This is a genomic window from Acidovorax sacchari, from assembly GCF_042847045.1.
In the GTDB taxonomy this organism is placed as follows: domain Bacteria; phylum Pseudomonadota; class Gammaproteobacteria; order Burkholderiales; family Burkholderiaceae_C; genus Paracidovorax; species Paracidovorax sacchari.
The window spans coordinates 11,806-32,484 of the sequence record NZ_AP035783.1 but is presented as its reverse complement, the minus strand read 5'-3'; the positions used below and the strand labels follow the sequence as shown (position 1 = coordinate 32,484).

The 20,679-nt window shown below is 68.0% G+C and carries 19 protein-coding genes; 6 read left to right on the top strand and 13 right to left on the bottom strand.

Annotated features, from left to right (window positions below):
* Window positions 1-78 precede the first annotated feature (78 nt).
* Window positions 79-1,020 carry a LysR family transcriptional regulator gene (locus ACGHC0_RS00140; protein WP_415267072.1) on the bottom strand — a complete coding sequence of 314 codons (942 nt, stop codon included), beginning with the start codon at window positions 1,018-1,020 and terminating at the stop codon, window positions 79-81.
* A gap of 124 nt (window positions 1,021-1,144) precedes the next feature.
* Between ACGHC0_RS00140 and ACGHC0_RS00135 the strand changes: the two genes are divergently transcribed.
* Window positions 1,145-1,555, top strand: coding sequence for a nuclear transport factor 2 family protein (locus tag ACGHC0_RS00135; RefSeq protein WP_415267071.1), 411 nt, complete (start codon window positions 1,145-1,147; stop codon window positions 1,553-1,555).
* Window positions 1,556-1,762: 207 nt separating this feature from the next.
* The gene (locus ACGHC0_RS00130; protein WP_415267070.1) at window positions 1,763-3,091 is read left to right on the top strand and encodes an aminotransferase class I/II-fold pyridoxal phosphate-dependent enzyme; all 1,329 of its coding nucleotides are present in this window, start codon (window positions 1,763-1,765) and stop codon (window positions 3,089-3,091) included.
* Window positions 3,092-3,138: 47 nt separating this feature from the next.
* On the opposite strand, the gene ACGHC0_RS00125 is transcribed toward ACGHC0_RS00130, so the two are convergent.
* From ACGHC0_RS00125 to dinG, 4 genes are all read right to left on the bottom strand, one after another.
* Entirely contained in the window at window positions 3,139-3,804 is a 666-nt protein-coding gene (locus tag ACGHC0_RS00125) for a PolC-type DNA polymerase III (protein WP_415267069.1), read from the bottom strand.
* Between the two features lie 44 nt (window positions 3,805-3,848).
* Window positions 3,849-4,058, bottom strand: a complete 210-nt coding sequence (locus ACGHC0_RS00120) for a hypothetical protein (protein WP_011793210.1) — start codon at window positions 4,056-4,058, stop codon at window positions 3,849-3,851.
* Between the two features lie 38 nt (window positions 4,059-4,096).
* On the bottom strand, window positions 4,097-4,594 hold the full coding sequence (locus ACGHC0_RS00115; protein WP_368353461.1) for a pyridoxamine 5'-phosphate oxidase family protein: 498 nt from the start codon (window positions 4,592-4,594) through the stop codon (window positions 4,097-4,099).
* Between the two features lie 170 nt (window positions 4,595-4,764).
* Window positions 4,765-6,990 carry an ATP-dependent DNA helicase DinG gene (gene dinG, locus ACGHC0_RS00110; protein ID WP_368353460.1) on the bottom strand — a complete coding sequence of 742 codons (2,226 nt, stop codon included), beginning with the start codon at window positions 6,988-6,990 and terminating at the stop codon, window positions 4,765-4,767.
* Between the two features lie 138 nt (window positions 6,991-7,128).
* Between dinG and ACGHC0_RS00105 the strand changes: the two genes are divergently transcribed.
* Window positions 7,129-7,431, top strand: a complete 303-nt coding sequence (locus tag ACGHC0_RS00105) for a hypothetical protein (RefSeq protein ID WP_415267068.1) — start codon at window positions 7,129-7,131, stop codon at window positions 7,429-7,431.
* Window positions 7,432-7,460: 29 nt separating this feature from the next.
* Here ACGHC0_RS00105 and ACGHC0_RS00100 read toward each other — a convergent pair whose 3' ends face one another.
* The 8 genes from ACGHC0_RS00100 to ACGHC0_RS00065 all read right to left on the bottom strand — a co-directional run bounded on the left by ACGHC0_RS00100 (window position 7,461) and on the right by ACGHC0_RS00065 (window position 15,744).
* Complete coding sequence (locus ACGHC0_RS00100) at window positions 7,461-8,861, bottom strand: homoserine dehydrogenase (RefSeq protein ID WP_415267067.1); 1,401 nt, start codon at window positions 8,859-8,861, stop codon at window positions 7,461-7,463.
* Window positions 8,862-9,133: 272 nt separating this feature from the next.
* Window positions 9,134-9,394, bottom strand: a complete 261-nt coding sequence (locus ACGHC0_RS00095; protein ID WP_415267066.1) for an ATP-binding protein — start codon at window positions 9,392-9,394, stop codon at window positions 9,134-9,136.
* 69 nt (window positions 9,395-9,463) lie between these two features.
* Window positions 9,464-9,901, bottom strand: coding sequence for an OsmC family protein (locus tag ACGHC0_RS00090; protein ID WP_368353456.1), 438 nt, complete (start codon window positions 9,899-9,901; stop codon window positions 9,464-9,466).
* A gap of 172 nt (window positions 9,902-10,073) precedes the next feature.
* Window positions 10,074-10,502: a YkgJ family cysteine cluster protein gene (locus ACGHC0_RS00085; protein ID WP_368353455.1), complete on the bottom strand. Its 429-nt coding sequence runs from the start codon at window positions 10,500-10,502 to the stop codon at window positions 10,074-10,076.
* A 55-nt stretch (window positions 10,503-10,557) separates the two neighbouring features.
* Window positions 10,558-11,595, bottom strand: a complete 1,038-nt coding sequence (rtcA, locus tag ACGHC0_RS00080; protein WP_415267065.1) for an RNA 3'-terminal phosphate cyclase — start codon at window positions 11,593-11,595, stop codon at window positions 10,558-10,560.
* Between the two features lie 30 nt (window positions 11,596-11,625).
* Window positions 11,626-12,444, bottom strand: a complete 819-nt coding sequence (locus tag ACGHC0_RS00075) for a nucleotidyltransferase domain-containing protein (RefSeq protein ID WP_415267064.1) — start codon at window positions 12,442-12,444, stop codon at window positions 11,626-11,628.
* A 22-nt stretch (window positions 12,445-12,466) separates the two neighbouring features.
* The gene (locus tag ACGHC0_RS00070) at window positions 12,467-13,693 is read right to left on the bottom strand and encodes an RtcB family protein (RefSeq protein ID WP_415267063.1); all 1,227 of its coding nucleotides are present in this window, start codon (window positions 13,691-13,693) and stop codon (window positions 12,467-12,469) included.
* A 476-nt stretch (window positions 13,694-14,169) separates the two neighbouring features.
* Window positions 14,170-15,744: a vWA domain-containing protein gene (locus ACGHC0_RS00065; RefSeq protein WP_415267062.1), complete on the bottom strand. Its 1,575-nt coding sequence runs from the start codon at window positions 15,742-15,744 to the stop codon at window positions 14,170-14,172.
* Between the two features lie 207 nt (window positions 15,745-15,951).
* Here ACGHC0_RS00065 and rtcR point away from each other — a divergent pair, with 207 nt between their 5' ends.
* The 3 genes from rtcR to ACGHC0_RS00050 all read left to right on the top strand — a co-directional run bounded on the left by rtcR (window position 15,952) and on the right by ACGHC0_RS00050 (window position 20,679).
* The gene (rtcR, locus tag ACGHC0_RS00060) at window positions 15,952-17,610 is read left to right on the top strand and encodes an RNA repair transcriptional activator RtcR (protein WP_415267061.1); all 1,659 of its coding nucleotides are present in this window, start codon (window positions 15,952-15,954) and stop codon (window positions 17,608-17,610) included.
* An 85-nt stretch (window positions 17,611-17,695) separates the two neighbouring features.
* Entirely contained in the window at window positions 17,696-20,197 is a 2,502-nt protein-coding gene (gene hsdR, locus ACGHC0_RS00055; protein WP_368353449.1) for an EcoAI/FtnUII family type I restriction enzme subunit R, read from the top strand.
* A complete protein-coding gene (locus ACGHC0_RS00050; protein ID WP_368353448.1) occupies window positions 20,194-20,679 on the top strand; it encodes an SHOCT domain-containing protein in 486 nt (161 codons plus the stop codon). Before hsdR ends, ACGHC0_RS00050 begins: the two co-directional genes overlap by 4 nt.

Below are 20,679 nucleotides of genomic sequence, written 5' to 3'. Positions count from 1 at the left end.
GCTAGCACAGGCGCCGCGCAGCGGTAAAGCCTATTCAAAAAAAACCGCAGGTGCCCGGCGCGTGCCCCGGGCTTCACTTCAGCCGGCTTCCATTGCGGAACGGCCCTGCCCCGCCGGCCCGGCGGTGGCCTGTTGCGTATTGCCGAGCGCCACCAATTGCCGCACCAGGCCGGGCGCCAGCTTCGATGGCCGGCGTGCCGGCTCGAACAGCCACATGTCGTAGAGCGGGAAAGATTCCTGCAGTGCCAGCGGCACCAGCGCGTGCGCTTCCGCCCCCAGCAGCGCGGGATGCGGCACCACGGCCAGCAGATCGCACTGCGCCACCAGCCGGAGCATGCTCGCGAAGTCCGGGCAGTGCGCGGCCACGCGCGGCGGTGGCATGCGGCGCACGCGGTGGGCTTCCGCCAGCACGTCCACGGGCCCGCTCACGCTGGGTTCCACGCGCGCCCAGGCTGCACTCCGCAGTGCCTCCAGCGACCGGGCGCCGGCCAGCGGATGGCCGCGCCGCGCGTAGGCCTGCGGGCGCAGCGCGTACAGCCGCAGCTGCACCACGCCGTGGTGCGCGAATCCGCGAGGGCGTGGCGCGATGGCGCAATCGACCGTGCCGTCCACCAGATTCGCCAGCAGGCGGCCTTCATCGGCGCAGACCATTTCCAGCGAGCGGCGGGGGTGGCCTTCGCACCAGCCTGCATACAGCAGCGGGCCGCACACCAGCGCGGCCGAGGGCGTCAGGCCGGCACGCAGTACCCGCGGCCTGCCGGTGGCCGGCCCTGCCCCGCCGGGAACCAGGGCATCGATGCCATCGGCCAGGGGCCGCGATTCCGCGGCCACCCGCAGCGCCAGCTCCGTGGGCACGCGGCGGCGGCCGTCCCGCACCAGCAGCGGCGTGTCGAACCGGGCCTGCAGCACGCGCATGCCGTGGCTGATGGCCGGCTGGGAGACGCCGCAGGCGCGCGCTGCGGCGGCGAAAGAGCCGTGTTCGATGACCGCGCGAAGGTAGGCCAGATGGGGGAGATACATCAACGCCATTTATATATCCGGTGCGGCAGCGCTTGCCTGGGTGGCGGCAGGAGTAGATGCTGCGGAGCACGTGTCCTTTCTCTCCTTTCTTCATTGCTTTCCTTCGCCCAGCAAAGGCTTCCTGATGACCCAGCTCCAGCTCGCCACCGTGAAAACCTACCTCTCCCGCCTGCATGCGGGCGACACCGACGGCCTGATCGCCTGTTTCGAAAGCGAGGGCCTCGTGCATTCGCCGTTCCTGGGAACCATGCGGGCCCGCGAATTCTTCAGGAAGCTCGCCGAATCCTCGGCCGCCAGCGTGATCACGCCGATCGACCTGCTGGTCTCTGCCGAGCCCGAGGCGGGCCTGGTGCGCGTGGCCGCGTACTTCCGGTACGACTGGACGCTGAACGACGGGCGGATCGTCCATTTCACCTGCGTGGACGTCTTTCGCTTCGCCGAAGGCAGCGCCGAAATCCAGGACATGCACATCGTTTACGACACGCACCCCCTGCGCGAACAGGTGGGCGACAAATACGCGCCCGATCCGGCGTGAGCGCCTGCCGGCTCCTGCACGCCGCCCTGCATCCCCCACGCCACGGCCCCGGTTTCCGGGGCCTTTTTTTCTTCCCTTTCACGTTTCGCGCAGCGTTTTCGGGAGATTTCCTTGGGCCATGCGAGGAAAGCAAATCCCGTCTCAGCACCGGGCGAAACCAATGTATCCATACAAATGATATTTGTACTAATACATTAAAATGAATGTATGAAGACAATGCATTTCGATGGATCGTCGGCAGCAGAAATCGCGGACAGCATCGAATCCCACCTGCGCTCCGGGGCGCTTTCTTGCGGGGATGCGCTGCCCGCGGTGCGCGTGCTGGCCTTGCAACTGGGTGTCAATCCGAACACCGTGGCCGCAGCCTATGCACGCCTGCGCGATGCCGGCCGGCTGGTGACCGACGGCCGCCGCGGAACGCGCGTGGCCTCGGCCCGGCCCCCGGTGGCCGAGGCGATGGCGCTGCCCACGGGCCTGCGCGATCTCGCTGGCGGCCATGGGGACCGCGCCCTTCTTCCGCGGCTTCCCTCCAACGGCTGGCAGGGGGTGCAGCTGGATGCAGGCCCTGGCTACGGTGGGGCCGCCGAGGTTCCCCCCTGGCGCGAAATGGCGCTGGAGTGGCTGGGCAGCCAGGGGCTGCCCCACGATGCCACGGGCGTGTTTTCGGGCACGCTGGACGCCGTGGAAGCGGCATTGCGCCACCATGCGCGCCCTGGCGACCGCGTCGCGGTCGAAGATCCCTGCTGGCCCCCGATGGCCGCGCTGCTGCATGCGCTGCGGCTCAAGGCGGTGTCCCTGCCGATGGACGACCAGGGCGTGCAGGTGCCGTCCGCCGAATGCCTGGACAGCTGCGCCGCGCTGGTGCTCACGCCGCGCGCCCACAATCCCACCGGCTGCGCGATCTCCGAGCCGCGGTGGAAAGCCCTGCGCCGTGCGCTGCACGGCCATCCCCACCTGCTGTGCATCCTGGACGACCACTGGGGGCCGCTCAGCCAGGAGCCGCTGGCTCCGGCGGCCGCACTGCCCCCGCTCTGGCTTTACGTCCTCTCCGTGGGCAAGTTCCTCGGTCCGGACATGCGCGTGGCGCTCGCTGCCGGCACACCGGCGCTCATCGATGCCATGCGTGCCCAGCAGGCCGCAGGTGGGCGATCGGTCAGCCGGCTGCTCCAGGCGCTGGCTGCCCGGCTCTGGCGGGATGCCCTGCGTTCAGGCCAGCTCGCCCAGGCAGCCCAGGCCTATGCGCGGCGGCGGCAGGCGCTGGAATTCGCCCTCCGGTCGCAGCCGGCGGATCCGGTGGCCACCGGGGCCGCGGCCGGCGAGGGCCTGCATCTGTGGATTCCGGTGCGTGACGAAAGCGCCGTGCTGTCCGCTCTGGCCGCCCGGGGCTGGGCGGCCCAGGCGGGGGTGCCTTTCCGCATTGCCAGCGGTCCGGCGGTACGCATCAGCCTCGGGGATCTCGCCGGCCCTGAAGTCGGACCCCTGGCACGCGATCTGGCCGATGCCCTGGCGCCGGCTGCGGCCCGGGCGGTGTTCTGACCGGACGGTGCCGTGCGGGAACTGCTGCGCGGGAGTTGCTTCGGCCTTCAGGGCAGTGGGGCTGACGGCTCGCAGCTGCCGGCGTCCCGCCACAGGTCTCCACCCGTGGCATGCCGTGCCAGCAGCTTGTCCATTCCCTTGCGTGCGCATCGCTGCAGCGACGCGAGCAGTGCGTGGCCGGGATCGGCGATGCCGTAGCGGGTGCGCAGGTCGTGCTGCATGCGTCCCAGCAGTGCCGCGGCCATTTCCGCATCAGCCAGCGCACGGTGGGCGCGTGCAGCGGGTGGCAGGCCGAGGTGCGCCACGATGCGGCCCAATTGGTGGCTCGCCGCTTCGGGATACAGGCGCCGGGACAGCAGCACCGTGCAGGCGAAGGCGTGGGGCGCGGGCAGATCCGCACGGGCCAGTTCCGCGGCCCAGAAGCGGCTGTCGAACGACGCGTTGTGCGCCACCATGGGCGCATCACCGACAAAGCGTGCGGCATCGCGCATCACGGACTCGGCAGGCGGCGCGGTGTCCAGCATGGCCGGCGTGATGCCCGTGAGCTGGATGATGAAGGGGGGCAGCCAGGCCCCGGTCTTCATGAGGCTCTGGAACCGGTCCACAGGCCGGCCCTCTTCCATGAGCACGATGGCCACCTCGGTGGCACGTGCGCCCTGCGAGGGCGTCATGCCGGTGGTTTCAAAATCGATGACGGCGATACGGGACGGCATGGGGCGATTGTCGCCCTTCCCGCTTCCGGACCAGGCCGGCGCCGTCAGCCCGCCCCGCGGCCACCCCCGCCGGTGGAAGGGCCACCACCACCCTGGCGCGACTGCACCTGGTTGCTGCTGCCCACGTGCGCGTCGCGGTCGTGTCGGCTTTGCGGCGTGCGCTGGCCTTCGTTGCGCTGCGTGGGTTCCTGGTTACCTTGCTGGTTGTGGTCGTTCTCGACCTTGCCCGTGCCGGGCTGCTGCTTGTCGGACATGCCTGTCTCCTTCAAAGGTTGGTGCCGAATCGGCCGCATCAGGACAGCGACAGTTCCCTGTGCTCCCCCATATTCGGCGGGTTGCCGGTGACGGCCGCCTTGGCCATCTTGAAGAGCTGGGTCATCTTGCTTTCCTTCACGTCCCAGTATTCGGCGTGCTGGATGCGGATCACCAGCAGTGCCAGGTTGGGATCATCGATGCCCTGGGGGAACCAGGCTTTGGCCGCGGGCGACCACAGCGCCTCCTTGCGGGCCTTGTCCTCGATGAAACCAGCCGAGCCGGACAGGGACACGTAGCTGTCCTTCTCCGGGTTCGCGTAAGTCACATTCACCTGGGCATCGGCCTTCAGGCGCTGCGCGAGCTCGCCGTCGTGCGGAATGAAGAAGTACAGCTCCGAGTGCTCGTCGATGTCCTTGTTCTGCGTGGTCAGCGGATGCGCATGCAGCTGGCCGGTGGCCGAGCGGTGGGTGAGCATGCCGAAGCGGATGTCCTTGATCAGCTTCCAGAGCGTGGTCTGGGGGGAATCCTGGGTCATGGGAGAGCCTCCGGTAGGGTGCGTGGCCGGGCGCGCTGCGGCCCGGTGTGGAAGACCCACTGTAGGCCGCACGCCGCCCTGCCGGGGTCGGCCCTGCCGCCGCACGGCTGTCGGGGGCGTCCGACACCGCGGCGCCGTAGCGTCAGCGCGCTGGATCCGTGCCAGGCACGCTACGCCGCGGTGCGGCGCTGCAGCGTGAACGGCGGCAGGCCCTTGAGCAGCCTCTGCCCGTAGGCCGTGCGCACCAGCCGCTTGTCGTAGCAATAGACATGGGCGCGGTCTTCCTCGGTGCGGATGGCGCGTCCCACCCACTGCGCGAGCCGGATGGCCGTGGCGGGCACCACGAGTTCGCTGAACGGGTCGCGCCCCGCGCCGCGCAGCCACTCGGCGCGCGCCTCGCCCACCGGGTCGTCCGGCGGCGCGAAGGGCAGCTTGGTGATGAAGAGCGATTCGCAGAGCGCCCCGGGCAGGTCCAGTCCCTCGCCGAAGGACTGCATGCCGAAGATGATCGACGGCTCGCCCGCCGCCACGCGTTCGCGGTGGCGTGCCAGCAGCTGGGAACGCGGCATCTGCGTCTGCACCAGCACCGTGCTGCGCATGGCGGTGGGCAGCGCATCCACGGCCTGCCGCATCTGGTCGCGCGAGGTGAACAGCACCAGGGCGCCGGCCTCGACCATGGCCAGGTCGCTCAGCAGCGCATCCACCATTTCAGCGGTGTAGTCGGCCGCCTGCCGGGGATCGGCCTGCGTCTCCGTGGCGACGAGCGTGCCCTGCAGCGCATAGTCGAAGGGGCTGGGCACTTCCAGGGTGGTGACGGCGTCGTCGCCGTGCAGGCCGGCCTCGCGCAGGAAGAAATCGAACTGGCCGCAACTCGTGAGCGTGGCCGAGGTGAGCACCGCCCCGCGCACGGCCGACCACAGGTGGTTGCGCAGCGTGTTGCCCGGCAGCACGGGGCTGGCATGCGCCTTGACGACGATGAAGTCGCCGTCCACCGCCAGCGTGAACCACTTGGCCGCCGGCACGGCGCCCTCGGGCGCATCCTGCAGCAGCAGCTGGGCGGTATCGTGCACACCCTCCAGCCGGGGCGCGAGCGCGCCGATCTGCGCATACAGGGTGGACAGGCGCCGCGCCTCGTCGGGCTTGTCGCGCATTTCCGAACGCAGCGCCTTGGCAATGGCGCGCAGCGCGTCCAGAAAGCCTGCCGCATGGTGCGCCACCTGGCTGAAGGGCTCCACCAGCGCCCCGGGCAGCGCGCCTCCCGAGACGCGTGCGCGCGTGGGCGCCGCAGCCGCGGGAATGCGGGAGGATTGCGTGGAAGCGGTGCGCCCTCCGCCCCAGGCGGGCCGCGGTGCGCGCAGTTCGTCGCCGTACGCGTCCATGACCATGCGCGCCGCGTCCTGCAGCGCGGTGCGCAGCCGGGCGGAATGGTTGGGGATGTCCGCCACTTCCTCGACTTCCATCAGCGTGCCGATGCGCAGCGCGCGGCTCGCGAGCTTGTCGATCCAGGTCAGCCGGCTCAGGTCCGCCTCGCAGGCGAACTGGTCGAGTGCGGTGGAGGGCAGGTGGTGGGCTTCGTCCACCACGAGCAGGCAGTTGTCCAGCTCGGGCAGCAGCCGTGCCCCGATCGAGGACAGCAGCAGGTCGTGGTTGGCCACGATCACCTGCGCGGCCACGAGGGCCTTGCGCCGGTCGTAGTAGGTGCACTGGCTGAAGGCCGGGCAATGCTTGCCGGTGCAGGAACTGGCCTCGGCCGCCACCGGGCTCCAGACCTCGGGCTCGGGCGGGGATTCCAGCGTGTCGCGGTCGCCGTCCCAGGCGCCGCGCGCGAGCACGTCGGCCATGGTGGCGTAGAACTTCATGCGCGCTTCGGTCTCGTGGCGCGGGCGGGCGGCACGGGCCGCGGCCTCTTCCTCGGCGAACAGGTCGTCCTCGGGTCCTTCGTCGCCCGACTCACCCGTACCGGCCAGGCGCTCCAGCTTGAGCTTGCACACATAGCGGCCGCGCCCCTTGGCCAGCGCGAACTGGAAGGGTTGCGGCATGCGGGCCGCGAGCGCCGGCAGGTCCTTCTGCACGAGCTGTTCCTGCAGCGCCACGGTGGCCGTGGAAATCAGCACGCGCGTGCCGCGCGCAAGCGCCATGGCGATCGCCGGCACGCTGTAGGCCAGCGATTTGCCCACGCCCGTTCCGGCCTGCACCACGGCAATGGAGCGTGCGGGCGGCGGTGGTGCGCTGTCGCCGTCGTCGGCCTCCACCTTGCCGAGCTGTGCCCGCGCGAACGTGTGCGCCACCTGCTCGGCCATGCGTCGCTGCCCGCCGCGGCTGCGGAAGCCCTCGGTGGCCTGCACCACCGCATCGAAAGACTGCAGGGCCTGCGCGGCCCACTCCTGTTGAGACATACAGTGGTAGTGTACCGGCCAGGCCAGTGCGCGGTGGACTACAGACGGGGTGCGGCACGCTTTCTAGCATGGGAAGCCACACGACCCTGAGCTGCCTGCAAGCCGCCATTCCCGGCGGTGCCCACAAGGAGATTCCCCATGTCCCAAGCCCCCCGTTCCTCCGACCAGCAACGGGCCGATCCCACGGCCTCCGCCCGCGTGCCCCAGCGGGTCGAGCGCCGCGTCGACACCACCCAGAAGCACCCTGCTCCGGATGCCGAGCAGCAGAACCTCAACAGCCCCGAGGCGCGCCTGCCCCACGAACGCGACCAGGCCGTGGACATGACGGACGGCCAGCCGGATCCGGAGATGAAGCAGGCCCACGACGACCTGGAGCGGGGCCTCAAGGACACCGACCGCGGCGGTCCGGCCCACGAGGCCTACCAGAAGCAGAAGCGCTGAGCCTCTGCTCTGGCGCGGCCTGCCGGCCGTTACTCCAGGCTTTCGACGCGCAGGTGCGCCGGCGTCCCCTGGCACCAGTCCGCCTGCGCGGCACGCTGCAGGACGTCGCGAACGGCGCCGTCCCGCGCGGGCCGGGTGAGCGCCAGCAACTGGGCCTGGCCGCTGCCGCGGCTTTGGGAACGCCAGGCGTCGAGCCGTTCCACGGCCACCCCGGCCTGTGCCAGCCATTGCGCCAGTGCGGCCGGCGCGGCGCCCTCGGCACCTTCGCGCAAGGGAACGCGCAGGTAATGCCGGGTTACCACGTCGTCCATGTGCAGCACGGGCCGATCCACCCATGCCGCGCCCGGCACGCCCAGCGGCGGTACCGTGCAGCGGACGGGGCCGCCGGCCTGCGCCACCGTCTGGCGGGCCAGGTCCACCAGATCGGCGACCACGGCCGAGGCGGTCGGCTCCGCGCCCGCCCCGGCACCATAGTGCAGCGCGATACCCTGCGCATCCCCGCACAGCATGACGGCGTTCATCGCTCCTTCCACCTGGGCGAGCAGGTGCGTGGCGGGCACCAGTGCAGGATGCACCCGCAGCTCCACCGATTCCCCCTGCCGCCGCGCGATGCCCAGCAGTTTCACGGCATGGCCCCATTCCCGCGCCGCAGCCACATCCAGCGCATCCACGCCGCGGATGCCCTCCACATGGGCACGGTCGAAGCGGACCGGCATGCCGAAGGCGTTGGCAGCCAGCAAGGCGGTCTTGTGCGCGGCATCGATGCCGTCCACGTCGAAAGTGGGATCGGCCTCCGCATAGCCCAGGGCCTGGGCTTCCGCCAGCGCGTCGCCGAATGCCAGGCCCGCCTGGCGCATGCGGCTCAGGATGTAGTTGCTGGTGCCGTTCACGATGCCGGCCAGCCATTCCACGCGGTTCGCTGCGGCACCTTCGCGCAGCGCCTTCACGATCGGGATGCCGCCGGCCACGGCCGCTTCATAGGCGAGCGGCACGCCGCGCGACTCAGCCTGGGCGAACAGCGTGTTGCCATGCACCGCCAGCAGCGCCTTGTTGGCCGTGACCACGGGCTTGCCGAGGCCGATGGCCGCCGCCACCCATTCGCGCGCGGCATCCGTGCCCCCCGCCACCTCCAGCAGCACGTCGATGCCGGGATGCGTGGCCAGCGCCAGCGGATCGCCGGTGAGCTCCACGCCAGCGGCCGCGTCGCCGAGCACGCGCCTGGCGCGCGCTAGGTCGCGGGCCGCCACCGCCACGATCTCGATGCCCCGGCCCGCGCGCGCCGCGATCTGCGCCTGGTTGCGGGCGAGCACCTGCCAGGTGCCCAGGCCCACCGTGCCGATGCCGATCATGCCCACGCGCAGGGGACGCAGGCCCGCGCCGCTGGCGGGAGCGGCGGCAGGAAGGGGACGCCATTGGGGGTCGTTGAACATCGGGTCACTCTCTTTCTCTCGAACGAAGGGCGCTATGGCCCGGAAACGAAAAACCCGGCGGTCGGGCCGGGTTCGTTCGAGGAGGGAATGACACCAGGCGACCGTCGGAACGGCCACCCAGCGCGCAGGCTAGGCAGCCGCGGTGGTAATGGTGATCATCGTCATTCGCACGCAGCAGGCCGCTGCCGCCGCCACGGGGGCGCGGAACAGGGGGCTGGGGGTGCGTGCGAACGACATGGCGGTGCAGTGTACAGGAAAGGAACGCCGGATGGTCATCGCGGCCTGGCGCGCTCCATCCGGATGGCATCGAAGGGGCAATGCACGGCGCACAGGGCACAGCCCGTGCAACCCGCCGGGTCGTGCAGTACCGACCGCTTGGGGCCCCAGGGCGGCGGAGGCGCACCTTCCCGGCCAGGGCTGCCCTCCGTACCCAGCGACAGCACATGCGGTGCGCAGACCGCCACGCACCGGCCGCAGCCCGTGCAGCGGGCGGGATCGATGGCGGGCAGGGCTTTCGGTGCGGAAGGGGGCATGGGCGGCCGGCGAAGCGATGGCACGCCACGGGCGCGGCGTGTTCCCGCAGATGATGCCAGCCCGGCCTGTCAGCCCACGAGCTGCGCGTCCAGCGTGATTTCCGGCACCCCGGCGAGCGCCTTCGAGAGCGGGCAGTTGGCCTTGGCGCCGGCCGCGATCTCCTGGAACTTCGCATCGTCGATGCCCGGCACCTTGGCCTTGAGCGTGAGCGCGATGCGGTCGATCTTGAAGCCTTCGCCTTCCTTGGCGAGGCGCACCTTGGCGGTGGTGTCGAGCGTTTCAGTGGCGATGCCGGCCTTCTCGCAGGCGAATGCGAACGCCATCGTGAAGCAGGCGGCATGCGCCGCGCCGACGATCTCTTCCGGATTCGTGCCCGTGCGGTCGTCGCCGAAGCGGCTGCCGAAGCCGTAGGGGTAGCTTTTCAGCGCGCCGGTCTCGGTGCTGATCTGGCCCTGGCCGGTCTTTCCAGCCCCTTGCCAATGGACGGATGCGGTTTTCTCGGACATGCGGACTCCTTTTGCGGTGGATGGGACAAACCGCCATCACAGCATGGCTTGCGCCGCGTGCACGTGGGCGCAGGGAGCGCCCACGGCCCCGTCCGTGTCCTACAGTCCAGGTCAACGGATCCACGACCTCCGTCACGCGAGGTCGCTCTTCCGCACGGCCCTCGGGCCGCGCTCAGCGCTGCCGTGTGCCGCCGCCCTGCCCCTGCGCGGCCGAGCCATAGGCACACCAGCCGGGGCGCGGGCTCTTCTTCTGCGGATGCAGCCGGCAGGTGTCCGGCCGCACCTCGTACACCGTGCAGCGCCGCGTGGTGGCGTCCAGGAAATGGCAGTCCCCGCTCGCCCGCCGCGCCATCGTGAAGACCACGTTCTTGTGGTTGAAGTGGTCGATGAGCCGCGCCTTCTGCAGCCGCTTCGCGATGTGCCGGGGCTCCTCGTGCTCGGCCTCAAACGCATCCACCAGCCCGAGCCGCACCAGGTCGGACAACTGCACCTCCAGCGGCATGGTGCAGCAGTTGGCGGCGCAGGTCGCGCACAGGCCCGCGCGGTAGCGGGTCCAGGTGGCGGGGTTGTCGATGTTGACGATGGAAATGGGGGAGCGCATGGCGGGGCGGGACTGGCAGGCAGGCAGGCAGGAAGGCAGGCGATTGTCGTTCACCCTATTGCGGCTGTGCGCGGACCGTCCAGCGGTTGCCCGCTCCCTCCACCGAGAACCGCACCGGCAGGAAGCGTTCGATCACGTCGAAGTGCGTGGTCGCGTGGGCGGTCAGTTCCGTGCAGGTATAGGCGGCCCCGCGCTGGCGCTGCCACACGGCCAGGGCCAGCGGGAGTGCCCACTGGTCTGCCAGGAAGGGGCCCAGCGCCGCGTCGCTCGCCAGGTGGGCCTGCACGTCGCGGGCCAGTTCCTGCGCCACCTCTTCCGCGCTGGTGCCTTTCACGCCGAATTGCGTGAAAACCTCCGTGACGTTCTCGAACGCCAGCGTGGCCATCAGCGCATTGCCCGGCCCTTCGTGCTGCCGGGCGGGTGCCAGGCGCAATTGCTCCCTGCTCCAGCCCAGCGCTGCGCCCAGGTGCTCCAGCTCTCGCCGGGCGACTGCCCGCGGCAGCGCAGGGGCCAGGCATTCCGCGCAGTGCGGCATCGCGGTGCCGCGCTGCAGCAGGTCGAATGGCTGCAGCCGGTCCGCGCCGGGGGTGATGCGCGCCTCGATGCGGCCGCCTCCCGCCGGATAGAAGCCCAGCCGGTGCAGCGTGAGCTCGGCCGGGGCACCGAGTCGGCGCACCAGCGGGGCATAGCTGCGCTCCAGGAAATGGAACGGTGGCGCCATGGGGTTGTGCGTACCGCCGTGCAATTGCACCCGGCTGGGCGCATCGGCCATCAGCAGCGCCGGCCACACCGTCTGCAGCACCAGCGTGCAGCTGCCCGCCGATCCGACGTGGAACGCATAGTCGCCCGCCCGCACGGGGCCAGGGACGAAGCGCAGGGACTGGGAGTTCAGTTCCGCCCCCTGGACCTCGGCGCCGCAGATCTCCGCTGCGGCCGCCACGCAGGCCAGATGCTGCCGCATCAGGCCCGGCTTGGCCCGGCCGGCGCGGATGCGCTGCAGTTCGAAGGGCTGGCCCGTGCACATGGACAGGGCCAGCGATGCCCGCAATATCTGTCCGCCGCCTTCCCCGGCGGAGCCATCGATGTCGATCATGGTGTTGTTCTTCTTTCTGGTCGTTCGTTTTTATGACGGCGCGTCGAAATGCCGCACGGCATCCTGCAGGTAGCGGTCGAGCTGCGGGCGCAGGCCGGCTTTCGGCGTGGCCTCGGGCACGTGGGCCATCGCCTCGGCCAGCTCCCGCTCGATGAACGCGTGGATGCCCGGCCAGCGCGGGCTCGTCGCCGATTCGCCGGCACGCATCTTGACGGCCAGCAGCGCGTTCAGTTCTTCGAGCACGGCCGGGTCCGCCAGCGTGCGCGCCGCCAGATCGGCGAAGCGCATCGGGGGAACGCCGCGCCCCTCGCGGATCCAGCGCGCGGCCAGCAGGGGGCGCAGCACATACAGGTACTTCTTGTACCGGACCGTCTCGCCCTGCAGGTGCTCGCGCAGGTTCCTTTTGGCCATCGACACGTAGTGGTGGTAGCCCCGCACCGCAGAAAAGCCCTCCTCGGCCAGCGTGCGCAGGCGCTCCGTCCACGGATGTGCCTGCCGGTAGAGGATGGGCGAGCGCAGCCACTCGAGCAGTGTCGGGTTGGAGTCGGCCAGCAGCCCCAGCGTCTTGCGCAGTTCCCAGCCGCAGATGTCCAGTTCGCCGCTGATGGGCTGCTCGATGACGTCGCGGCCGGCGTCCACGGTCAGGTACCAGGGCAGCCGGTGCACATAGACGAAGCGCACGTCGTAGTCGCTGTCGGGCGATGCGAAGCCCCATCCACGGCTGCCGGATTCGCAGGCGAACAGCACCGCCACCTGGTGGCGGCTCTCTATCGCCGACAGCTGCTCCAGCACCGTGGCCCGCATCGCATCCGACACGGGATGGGCGCTCAGAACGGTTTCTTCCTGCATGGTCCTTTCCCCTTCATTGTTCTCAACCCTTCACGCACACCACCTGCTTCAGCGTGTGCACCACCTCGACCAGGTCCTTCTGCGCGGCCATGACGGCGTCGATGTCCTTGTAGGCCATCGGGATCTCGTCGATCACGTCGGCATCCTTGCGGCACTCGACCCCCGCCGTTGCCCGGGCATGGTCCTCGACGGTGAACTGCTTCTTCGCCTTGGTGCGGCTCATCACGCGGCCGGCGCCGTGGCTGCAGCTCTCGAAGCTCTCCGGGTTGCCCAGGCCGCGCACGATGTAGCTGCGCGCGCCCATGCTGCCCGGGATGATCCCCATCTGGCCGCGCCGCGCGCTCACCGCGCCCTTGCGGGTCACGAACACGTCCTGCCCGAAATGCCGCTCCTGCTGCACGTAGTTGTGGTGGCAGTTCACCGCCTCCACGTGCGCCTCGAACGGCTTGGGGATCGCCTTGCGCACGGTGGCGATCAGCCGGTCCATCATCACTTCGCGGTTCTTCATCGCGAACTTCTGCGCCCAGGAAACGCCCCGCACGTAGTCCCCGAAGTACCGGGCCCCTTCCTCGAAATAGGCCAGGTCCTTGTCGGGCAGGTTGCGCTGGTGGAGTTCCGCGTCCTTCTTCGCCAGTTCGATGAAATGCGTGCCGATGGCATTGCCCACGCCACGCGAGCCGGAGTGCAGCATGAACCACACGAAGCCGGCTTCGTCCAGGCAGACCTCGATGAAGTGGTTGCCCGTGCCCAGCGTGCCCAGGTGCTTGTGGTTGTTCGTGTTCTTCAGACGCGGGTGCAGCTCGCACAGCGCCTCGAACTCGTCGGCCAGCGTGGCCCAGGCTTGGTCCACGGCTTCGGGCGGCTGTTCCCAGCTGCCCGGATCGCGGCCACGGTGGCGCGGGGCCGACCCGTGCGGCACCGCCTGTTCGATGGCCGAGCGCAGCGGGCCCAGGTTGTCCGGCAGGTCCTCGGCGCGCAGCGTGGTCTTCGCGGCCATCATGCCGCAGCCGATATCCACCCCCACGGCGGCCGGGATGATGGCTTTCAAGGTCGGGATCACCGAACCCACGGTGGCGCCGATGCCCAGGTGCACGTCCGGCATGGCCGCGATGTGCTTGAACACGATCGGCAGGCGTGCCGCGTTCGCCAGCTGCTGGCGGGCCTCGTCCTCGACCGGCACGCCCTGCGTCCACATCTTCACCGGCACGCCGCCGGGCACTTCCTGCAGTTGATAGCTCGTCTTCGACATGTTGTTCTTCTCCATGAAATAGGTTGCGGCGACGAGGGTCGATGGGAAATTGTCTTCCGCCATCCATCGCTGGACCGGGGTTTGAACCCGGACGCCCCATGGAAATGATCCAAGGGGACCGCGGCAAGCGCCGCGTGCGTCTACCTGTATTCCCATCCGCATTCACCGCGAAAAAAGGGATGCCCGCTGCGACAAGGGGTGGTGAAACAATCGTGCTCTATCCACTGAGCTACGGCACCCGGAGGGCGCCGGCGGGAATCGAACCCGCGACCACGAGCGTGACAGGCTGTAGTTCCACCTGCATTCGCAGCAAAGCATCGCAAAAATGTGTGACCAGGCGGCTGCCCCGGGCGACGAAGGGTGCAAGAGCGGCCGACGGGGTTTCCGTTGCGGGCTTGCAGGCCCGCGTGGCCAAAAGGTGCTGTACTCCTGCAGGCATTCGCCCGGGACATCCTCCAACTTCCATTCCCGCTGCGCTACTGCGCGGCCAGCGGCATCTTCTCTATCTCTCCTACCCAGTGCTCTGCGTCCAGCGTACCTGCGGCGAAGTGGCCGACCATCCCGAACACCGCGTCGGAGAATCCCCCGACGTTCAGGATGTCGCTGCGCTCGGCGGCCTGCGTCGTCGCATTCGGCTGGATGTCGATGCACACCAGCCGCGCCTGCGGGTTGCGCTGCTTCAGCGCCTCCCACTCGAGCATCGTCCGCGTCGCGCCATGGCGCCGTGCGTCCACCCAGGATTCGTTGTCCGATACCAGGATCACCAGGTCCACGGCGGCGCGCTCACGGTTCAGCAGGGCCAGCGGCGCACTGCAGTTGGTCCCCCCGCCACCGATGGCGGCCAGCGCCTGCGCGTTGGTCATCACCGAGTCGCGGGCGTTGAGCCGCAGCTTCACCACCTCCTGCTCGAACGGCAGCACGCGGGCCTGCGGGTTGCGGCGCAGCACGGCGGCAGCCACGAGGGCGGCCACATCGATGCACCGCACGCGGGACGTCGCCGTCCCCCGGTAGCCCGTCACGGGCGAACCCATCGAACCCGACACATCGGGGCACACCACCACCCGGCCCTGTAAGGCCGGCACGTGGGCCAGCGACAGCTCCATCACGTCCTGCAGTGCATCTCGCACCGCCTCGGGCACCGCGTCGCCTGCCGCCTTGAAGGCGGACAGCAACTGGTACGGCATCACCCGTGCCTTCGCCACCGCCTGCGGGTCGGCCAGCTTGGCGGCCACCGCCTCGGCCATGCCGGGCAGCCCGAACACGCCATGCCGCGCAAAGGTGTTCAGGTTCTGGCGCACCATCTGCCACGACCCCGCCCGGGCGATCTGCGCCCACTGCGCCGGGCCCAGCTCCAGTGTGGTCAGCATCTGGAACGGAACGTCCGGCACGTCGGTCGCCAGGCCCTGGGCGCTTTCGCGCTTGAAACGCTCGAACGCCTGGGTGATGGGCGGCAGCGCCGCTTCATCCACCGGCTTGCCGAGCAGCCAGGCGAACCACGCCGCACGCCAGGCCTCGGCCGGCTTGGGATGGACCATCTTCACCACGTCGGCCAGCGAAGGCGTGTTGCCCACGGCGGCATTCAGCAGCTGCTTCTCGGACGCCGTCAGCAGCCATTGCTGCACCAGCTTCTTCGGCCGCGTACCCAGCGACTTGCGGCCCACGGCCCCGCTGCGCACGATCTGCACGAAATTGCGCAGCATCTTGCCGTTGTCCACCACCCGGCCGAACACCTGGCCCAGCAGGGCCACGTCGCGCACCGCGAGGTGCGCGGCCAGCAGGGCGGGCATGTCCTTCATGTGTCCGGATTCGCGGGCATACAGCGCCGTCCTGGCGAGGAAAGAGGGCTCCAGCGCGCGGGCCAGCGCCGTTACCTGGTCGAGTTGGTCCTGCGCATCCGCATAGAAGGTGCGGCTCAGGCAACCCGTGGCGGCCAGTTGCGCGAGTTGGTGCCGCGGGCCGAAGGCGTAGGCGGGCGCCTGGGCCGCATTGCACGCCATGGCGTCGGGCAGCAGGCGTGCCTTGAGCGTCTGGAAGAGTTGCGTGTTGACCATGATGACCTCTCGTATGCGTTGCGTTTCTTCGTAAGTGCCTTCTTCTTTGCAACGCGCGTGCCAACCCGGATGCCAATAGAAGCGAGATTCCATAACCCGTTGATCGGAAAGAGAAAAATCCTCCTGGACCGGCTTCTGCATCCAACTCACGGCATTCAAAAATCATCCAAAACTAGAATGTGAGATAAGCTATCTATCCAGAAAGCTATGTCCAAGCGCAACGTCGTCATCGGTTTCATCGGTACCCAACTCGATTCCGGCCTGGGAGCGGGGCGCTGGGCCAAGTGGCGGCCCACGGTATCGCTCGTGCAGCACGAAGACATGCTGGTGGACCGGATGGAACTGCTCTACGCGACCAAGTACGCGGCGCTGGCGCAGACCGTGGTGCGCGACATTGCCGACATCTCGCCGCAGACCACCGTGAACCTGGTGCCCATGGACGTGGCGGACCCGTGGGACTTCGGCGAGATGTACGCCGCCCTCTACGACTGGGTGCGCGGTTACCGTTTCGACCCTGCCAGGGAGCAGTACTGGGCGCACATCACCACCGGCACCCACGTCGCGCAGATCTGCATGTTCCTGATGGTGGAGTCGCGCTTCATCCCCGGCGTGCTGCTGCAGACCGCACCGCCCCGCAAACAGGAGAGCGGCCACCCCGGCAGCTACGCGCTGATCGACCTGGACCTCTCCCGCTACGACGCGCTGGCCCAGCGCTTCAGCCAGGCCCGGGCGGACGCACGGGAATTCCTCAAGAGCGGCATCGCCACGCGCAACGCGCGCTTCAATGCCCTCATCGACGAAATCGAACGCGTGGCCGTGCGATCGCAGGCGCCCATCCTGCTCACGGGCCCCACGGGCGCCGGCAAATCGCATCTGGCCCGGCGCATGTTCGAACTCAAGAAATCCCGCCACCAGGTGCAGGGCGACTTCGTGGAAGTGAACTGCGCCACGCTGCGCGGCGACGGCGCAGCGTCCACCCTGTTCGGGCACCGCAAGGGCGCCTTCACCGGCGCGGCGGCCGACCGCGCCGGCCTGCTGCGCACCGCGCACGAGGGCGTGCTGTTCCTGGACGAGATCGGCGAACTGGGCCTGGACGAACAGGCCATGCTGCTGAAGGCCGTGGAAGAAAAGCGCTTCTTTCCCATGGGCAGCGACAAGGAAGTGGCCAGCAACTTCCAGCTCATCGCCGGCACCAACCGCGACCTGCGCATCGACGTCGCTGAGGGGCGCTTCCGCGAAGACCTGTTCGCCCGCATCAACCTCTGGTCCTATGTGCTGCCGGGCCTCGCCCGGCGTCCCGAAGACATCGAGCCGAACGTGGACCACCTGCTCGCGCGCGTGGCCGAGGAAGCCGGCCGCGCCGTGCGCTTCAGCGCCGAGGCCAAGGCCCGTTACCTGCAGTTCGCGCGGTCGCCGGAGGCCACGTGGAACGGTAATTTCCGTGACCTGTCGGCCAGCGTGACCCGCATGGCGACCCTGGCGGACGGGGGGCGGATCTCCACCGCCTTGGTCGATGCGGAGATCCAGCGCTTGCGGTGGCTTTGGCAGCCTGCGGGGGAGTTGCGCCATGCACAGACAGGGGGCTCAGCCGCGGGCCTCGGGGGCCGTGGCGAAGGCCCGTATGCCGACCTGGATCAGGAGCTGGACCGCCTGCTGCCCGCTGGCATGGCCCGCACGCTGGACCTGTTCGACCGCCTGCAGCTGGAGGCTGTCGTGCGCGTCTGCAGGGAGTGCGCGACGCTGTCGGAAGCGGGGCGCCGGTTGTTCGACCAGTCGCGTACGCAGCGGTCGGTTGTCAATGATGCGGACCGGCTGCGGAAGTATTTGCTCAAGTTCGGGTTGGGGTGGGAGGCGGTGCAGGGGTAGGTGCCCGCATGCGGATTCCTCTCGGATAATGGTCCTTCCTGCCGTGGATAGGTGAGGCCAGGGCTGGAAGAACGGGCGAGGAGCCATGGACAAGAAAAACTGGAGCGAAACCGACGTTTGCGAGAAGCGTATCAGTCCGGCCATTGCCAGCGCAGGCTGGGACCTGATCGCCCAAGTGTTGCGCGAGTACACGTTGCGTGCCGGACGAGTGGTGGTGCGCGGAAACACAGCGTTTCGCGACAAGAACAGCATCCTGCGTGCGGACTACGTTCTGTTCCACAAGCCCAACGTTCCGCTGGCAGTGGTCGAAGCCAAGGACCCCCATCATGCGGTGGGAGCTGGAATGCCACAGGCAATCCAGTATGCCGAGTTGCTCGGGGTACCTTTCAGCTTTGCAAGCAATGGCGAGGGCTTCGTCTTCCGCGACACCACGCTCTCGGATGGTGTGCTGGAGCGAAACCTCACGCTCACCGAGTTTCCTTCCCCTGACGAACTGTGGGCCAAGTATTGCGTCTGGAAGGGCTGGCCGCCGGAGGTGGAACAGATCGCCAGCACCGACTATGCACCCAGCAAGACACCCCGCTACTACCAGCTTCTGGCCATCAATCGCACCGTCGAAGCCATCGCGGCTGGGCAGAAGAGGGTATTGCTTGTCATGGCCACCGGAACAGGCAAGACCTATACCGCGTTCCAAATCATTCACCGGCTGTGGAAGTCTCCGTGGCTGGCTGGTAAAGCGGCAGGGCAGAAGCGCATCCTGTTTCTGGCAGACCGGAACATCCTCATCGACCAGACCATGGTCAATGACTTCCGGCCGTTCAAGGGAGCCATGGCCAAACTCAGCCCCAATGCCAAGGGTGTGGAGCGCATCGATGCTGCGGGTCAACCGGCGGTGGACAACATCGTCACTGCGGTGAGCAAAAGCACCAAGCAGGTAGACAAAAGCTACGAAATCTATCTCTCGCTCTACCAGGCCGTGACCGGTTCGGACGAAGAGCGCAACATCTATAAGCAGTTCAGCCCGGATTTCTTCGATCTCATCGTCGTGGACGAGTGCCACCGTGGCAGTGCTGCGGAGGACTCGGCCTGGCGCGACATCCTCACGTACTTTTCCAGCGCGGCGCAGATCGGACTGACGGCCACTCCGAAAGAAACGGAAGATGTCTCCAATATCGATTATTTTGGCGAGCCGCTCTACACCTACAGCCTTCGCCAGGGGATCGAAGACGGCTACCTCGCCCCATACAAGGTCGTTCGCGTGGATCTCGATCGAGACACCTTCGGCTGGCGCCCCACGGAGGGCATGCGCGACAAATTCGGGCACCTGATCGAAGACCGCATCTACACCGGCGCGGACATGAACCGAAAGCTCGTGCTGGAGCAGCGCGATGCAGTCGTGGCCCGAAAGATCACGGAGTACCTGAAAGCCACGGACCGTTACGCGAAGACCATCGTGTTCTGTGAAGACATCGAACACGCGGCCCGCATGCGGCAGGCATTGAGCAACGCCAATGCCGACATTTGCGCTTCCCAGCCGAGATACGTGGTGCAGATCACGGGGGACAATGCCGAGGGCAAACGCGAGCTGGACAACTTCATCGATCCGGAAAAAACCTATCCGGTGATCGCCACCACGTCCAGGCTCATGAGCACGGGTGTGGACGCGCAAACATGCAAGGTGATCGTGCTCGATCAGACCATCCGGTCCATGACGCTCTTCAAGCAGATCATTGGCCGAGGAACCCGTTTGCGGGAAGACCTGGACAAGAGCTGGTTCACCATTCTCGACTTCAAGCGGGCCACGGAATTGTTCGCGGACGAGCAATTCGATGGTGACCCAGTGCAGGTGTACGAACCGGGGCCTGATGAGCCATTGGCACCTCCGTTTGCAGACCCCCCAGCTCCGCCTGATGCAACCACTCCCGGCTGGCCATCACCTGGTTCCGACTCTGACCAGGGAGGTGCGAGCACTTCGGACGAACCACGGAAATACACGGTGGGCCACGATGTGACCGTGGTAGTGGCCCGAGAGCGTGTGCAATACCTCAACGCCCAGGGCAAACTGGTGACGGAGAGCTTGCGCGACTACACGCGCATCAACCTGCGCAAACAATACGAATCGCTGGACCAGTTCCTGCAGACATGGCACCAGGCCGACCGCAAGGCGGCATTGCTGTCCGAACTGGAGGCACAAGGCGTGATGATCGATGCGCTGGCCGCGGAGGTGGGTAAGGAACTCGATCCTTTCGACCTGCTGCTGCACGTGGCCTACGATCAGCCTCCGCTCACCCGCCGCGAGCGTGCACAGCGTGTGAAGAAGCGCAACGTTTTCACGCAGTACGGTCCCACGGCCCGCAAGGTGCTGGACGCGCTGCTCGACAAATATGCCGACGAAGGTGTCTCCACCATCGAAAGCAATGAGGTGTTCAAGCTTCAGCCGTTTGCCGGCCTTGGCAGCCCAGTGGAACTGGTGCGAAGCTTCGGCGGCCGCCCACAGTACCTTCATGCGCTCGCCGCGCTGGAGCGTGAACTGTATTTCCCCACCACGTCAACCGGCAGCACTGCTGGAGAAGGCGCACCATCATGAAAGACCTGCTGAACAAAGCCAAGACCAAGGCGGTCCAGGTAGCCCAAGACCTTCGCCCCGAGCCTGCCGACGTCAAACGCACTACGGACGCGGCTGTGGACACCGCCACCAAAGTGGTGACAGAAATAGCCCGGTTGGGCAAGGATGCCCTGAAAACCGACATGGCCCGCGATGCGGCAGCAGGCGCTGCGGTGGGTGCCGTGGTGGCCATACCGGTACCGTTAATCGGGCCGGTGGCGGGTGCCGTCATCGGTGCGGGGTTGGGTGTCTACAAGAACATCACGCGCGGCGGCAGCAAGGGCCCGGACCCGGTCATCTTGCCCATGCCCCACGAATTCCCCGATGCGGTCAGCATCCCCAAGCTTAAAAAGCTGGACATTGACAAGTACGAAGAGCTGAAAAAACTGCACGACCTCAAGACCAAAGGCGTGCTGACCGACGAAGAGTTTGCTGCAGAGAAAAAGAAGATCCTGGATCGATAA

Bases quoted from the DNA above. Each gene is read 5' to 3' on its own strand.
- rtcR (WP_415267061.1), top strand. From the start codon at position 15,952: ATGTCCAAGCGCAACGTCGTCATCGGTTTCATCGGTACCCAACTCGAT.
- ACGHC0_RS00125 (WP_415267069.1), bottom strand. From the start codon at position 3,804: ATGCCGTCCCGTATCGCCGTCATCGATTTTGAAACCACCGGCATGACG.
- ACGHC0_RS00115 (WP_368353461.1), bottom strand. From the start codon at position 4,594: ATGACCCAGGATTCCCCCCAGACCACGCTCTGGAAGCTGATCAAGGAC.
- ACGHC0_RS00135 (WP_415267071.1), top strand. From the start codon at position 1,145: ATGACCCAGCTCCAGCTCGCCACCGTGAAAACCTACCTCTCCCGCCTG.
- ACGHC0_RS00130 (WP_415267070.1), top strand. From the start codon at position 1,763: ATGAAGACAATGCATTTCGATGGATCGTCGGCAGCAGAAATCGCGGAC.
- ACGHC0_RS00100 (WP_415267067.1), bottom strand. From the start codon at position 8,861: ATGTTCAACGACCCCCAATGGCGTCCCCTTCCTGCCGCCGCTCCCGCC.
- ACGHC0_RS00070 (WP_415267063.1), bottom strand. From the start codon at position 13,693: ATGTCGAAGACGAGCTATCAACTGCAGGAAGTGCCCGGCGGCGTGCCG.
- ACGHC0_RS00065 (WP_415267062.1), bottom strand. From the start codon at position 15,744: ATGGTCAACACGCAACTCTTCCAGACGCTCAAGGCACGCCTGCTGCCC.
- ACGHC0_RS00105 (WP_415267068.1), top strand. From the start codon at position 7,129: ATGTCCCAAGCCCCCCGTTCCTCCGACCAGCAACGGGCCGATCCCACG.
- ACGHC0_RS00140 (WP_415267072.1), bottom strand. From the start codon at position 1,020: ATGTATCTCCCCCATCTGGCCTACCTTCGCGCGGTCATCGAACACGGC.
- dinG (WP_368353460.1), bottom strand. From the start codon at position 6,990: ATGTCTCAACAGGAGTGGGCCGCGCAGGCCCTGCAGTCTTTCGATGCG.
- ACGHC0_RS00090 (WP_368353456.1), bottom strand. From the start codon at position 9,901: ATGTCCGAGAAAACCGCATCCGTCCATTGGCAAGGGGCTGGAAAGACC.
- ACGHC0_RS00075 (WP_415267064.1), bottom strand. From the start codon at position 12,444: ATGCAGGAAGAAACCGTTCTGAGCGCCCATCCCGTGTCGGATGCGATG.
- hsdR (WP_368353449.1), top strand. From the start codon at position 17,696: ATGGACAAGAAAAACTGGAGCGAAACCGACGTTTGCGAGAAGCGTATC.
- ACGHC0_RS00050 (WP_368353448.1), top strand. From the start codon at position 20,194: ATGAAAGACCTGCTGAACAAAGCCAAGACCAAGGCGGTCCAGGTAGCC.
- ACGHC0_RS00095 (WP_415267066.1), bottom strand. From the start codon at position 9,394: ATGCCCCCTTCCGCACCGAAAGCCCTGCCCGCCATCGATCCCGCCCGC.
- ACGHC0_RS00085 (WP_368353455.1), bottom strand. From the start codon at position 10,502: ATGCGCTCCCCCATTTCCATCGTCAACATCGACAACCCCGCCACCTGG.
- ACGHC0_RS00120 (WP_011793210.1), bottom strand. From the start codon at position 4,058: ATGTCCGACAAGCAGCAGCCCGGCACGGGCAAGGTCGAGAACGACCAC.
- rtcA (WP_415267065.1), bottom strand. From the start codon at position 11,595: ATGATCGACATCGATGGCTCCGCCGGGGAAGGCGGCGGACAGATATTG.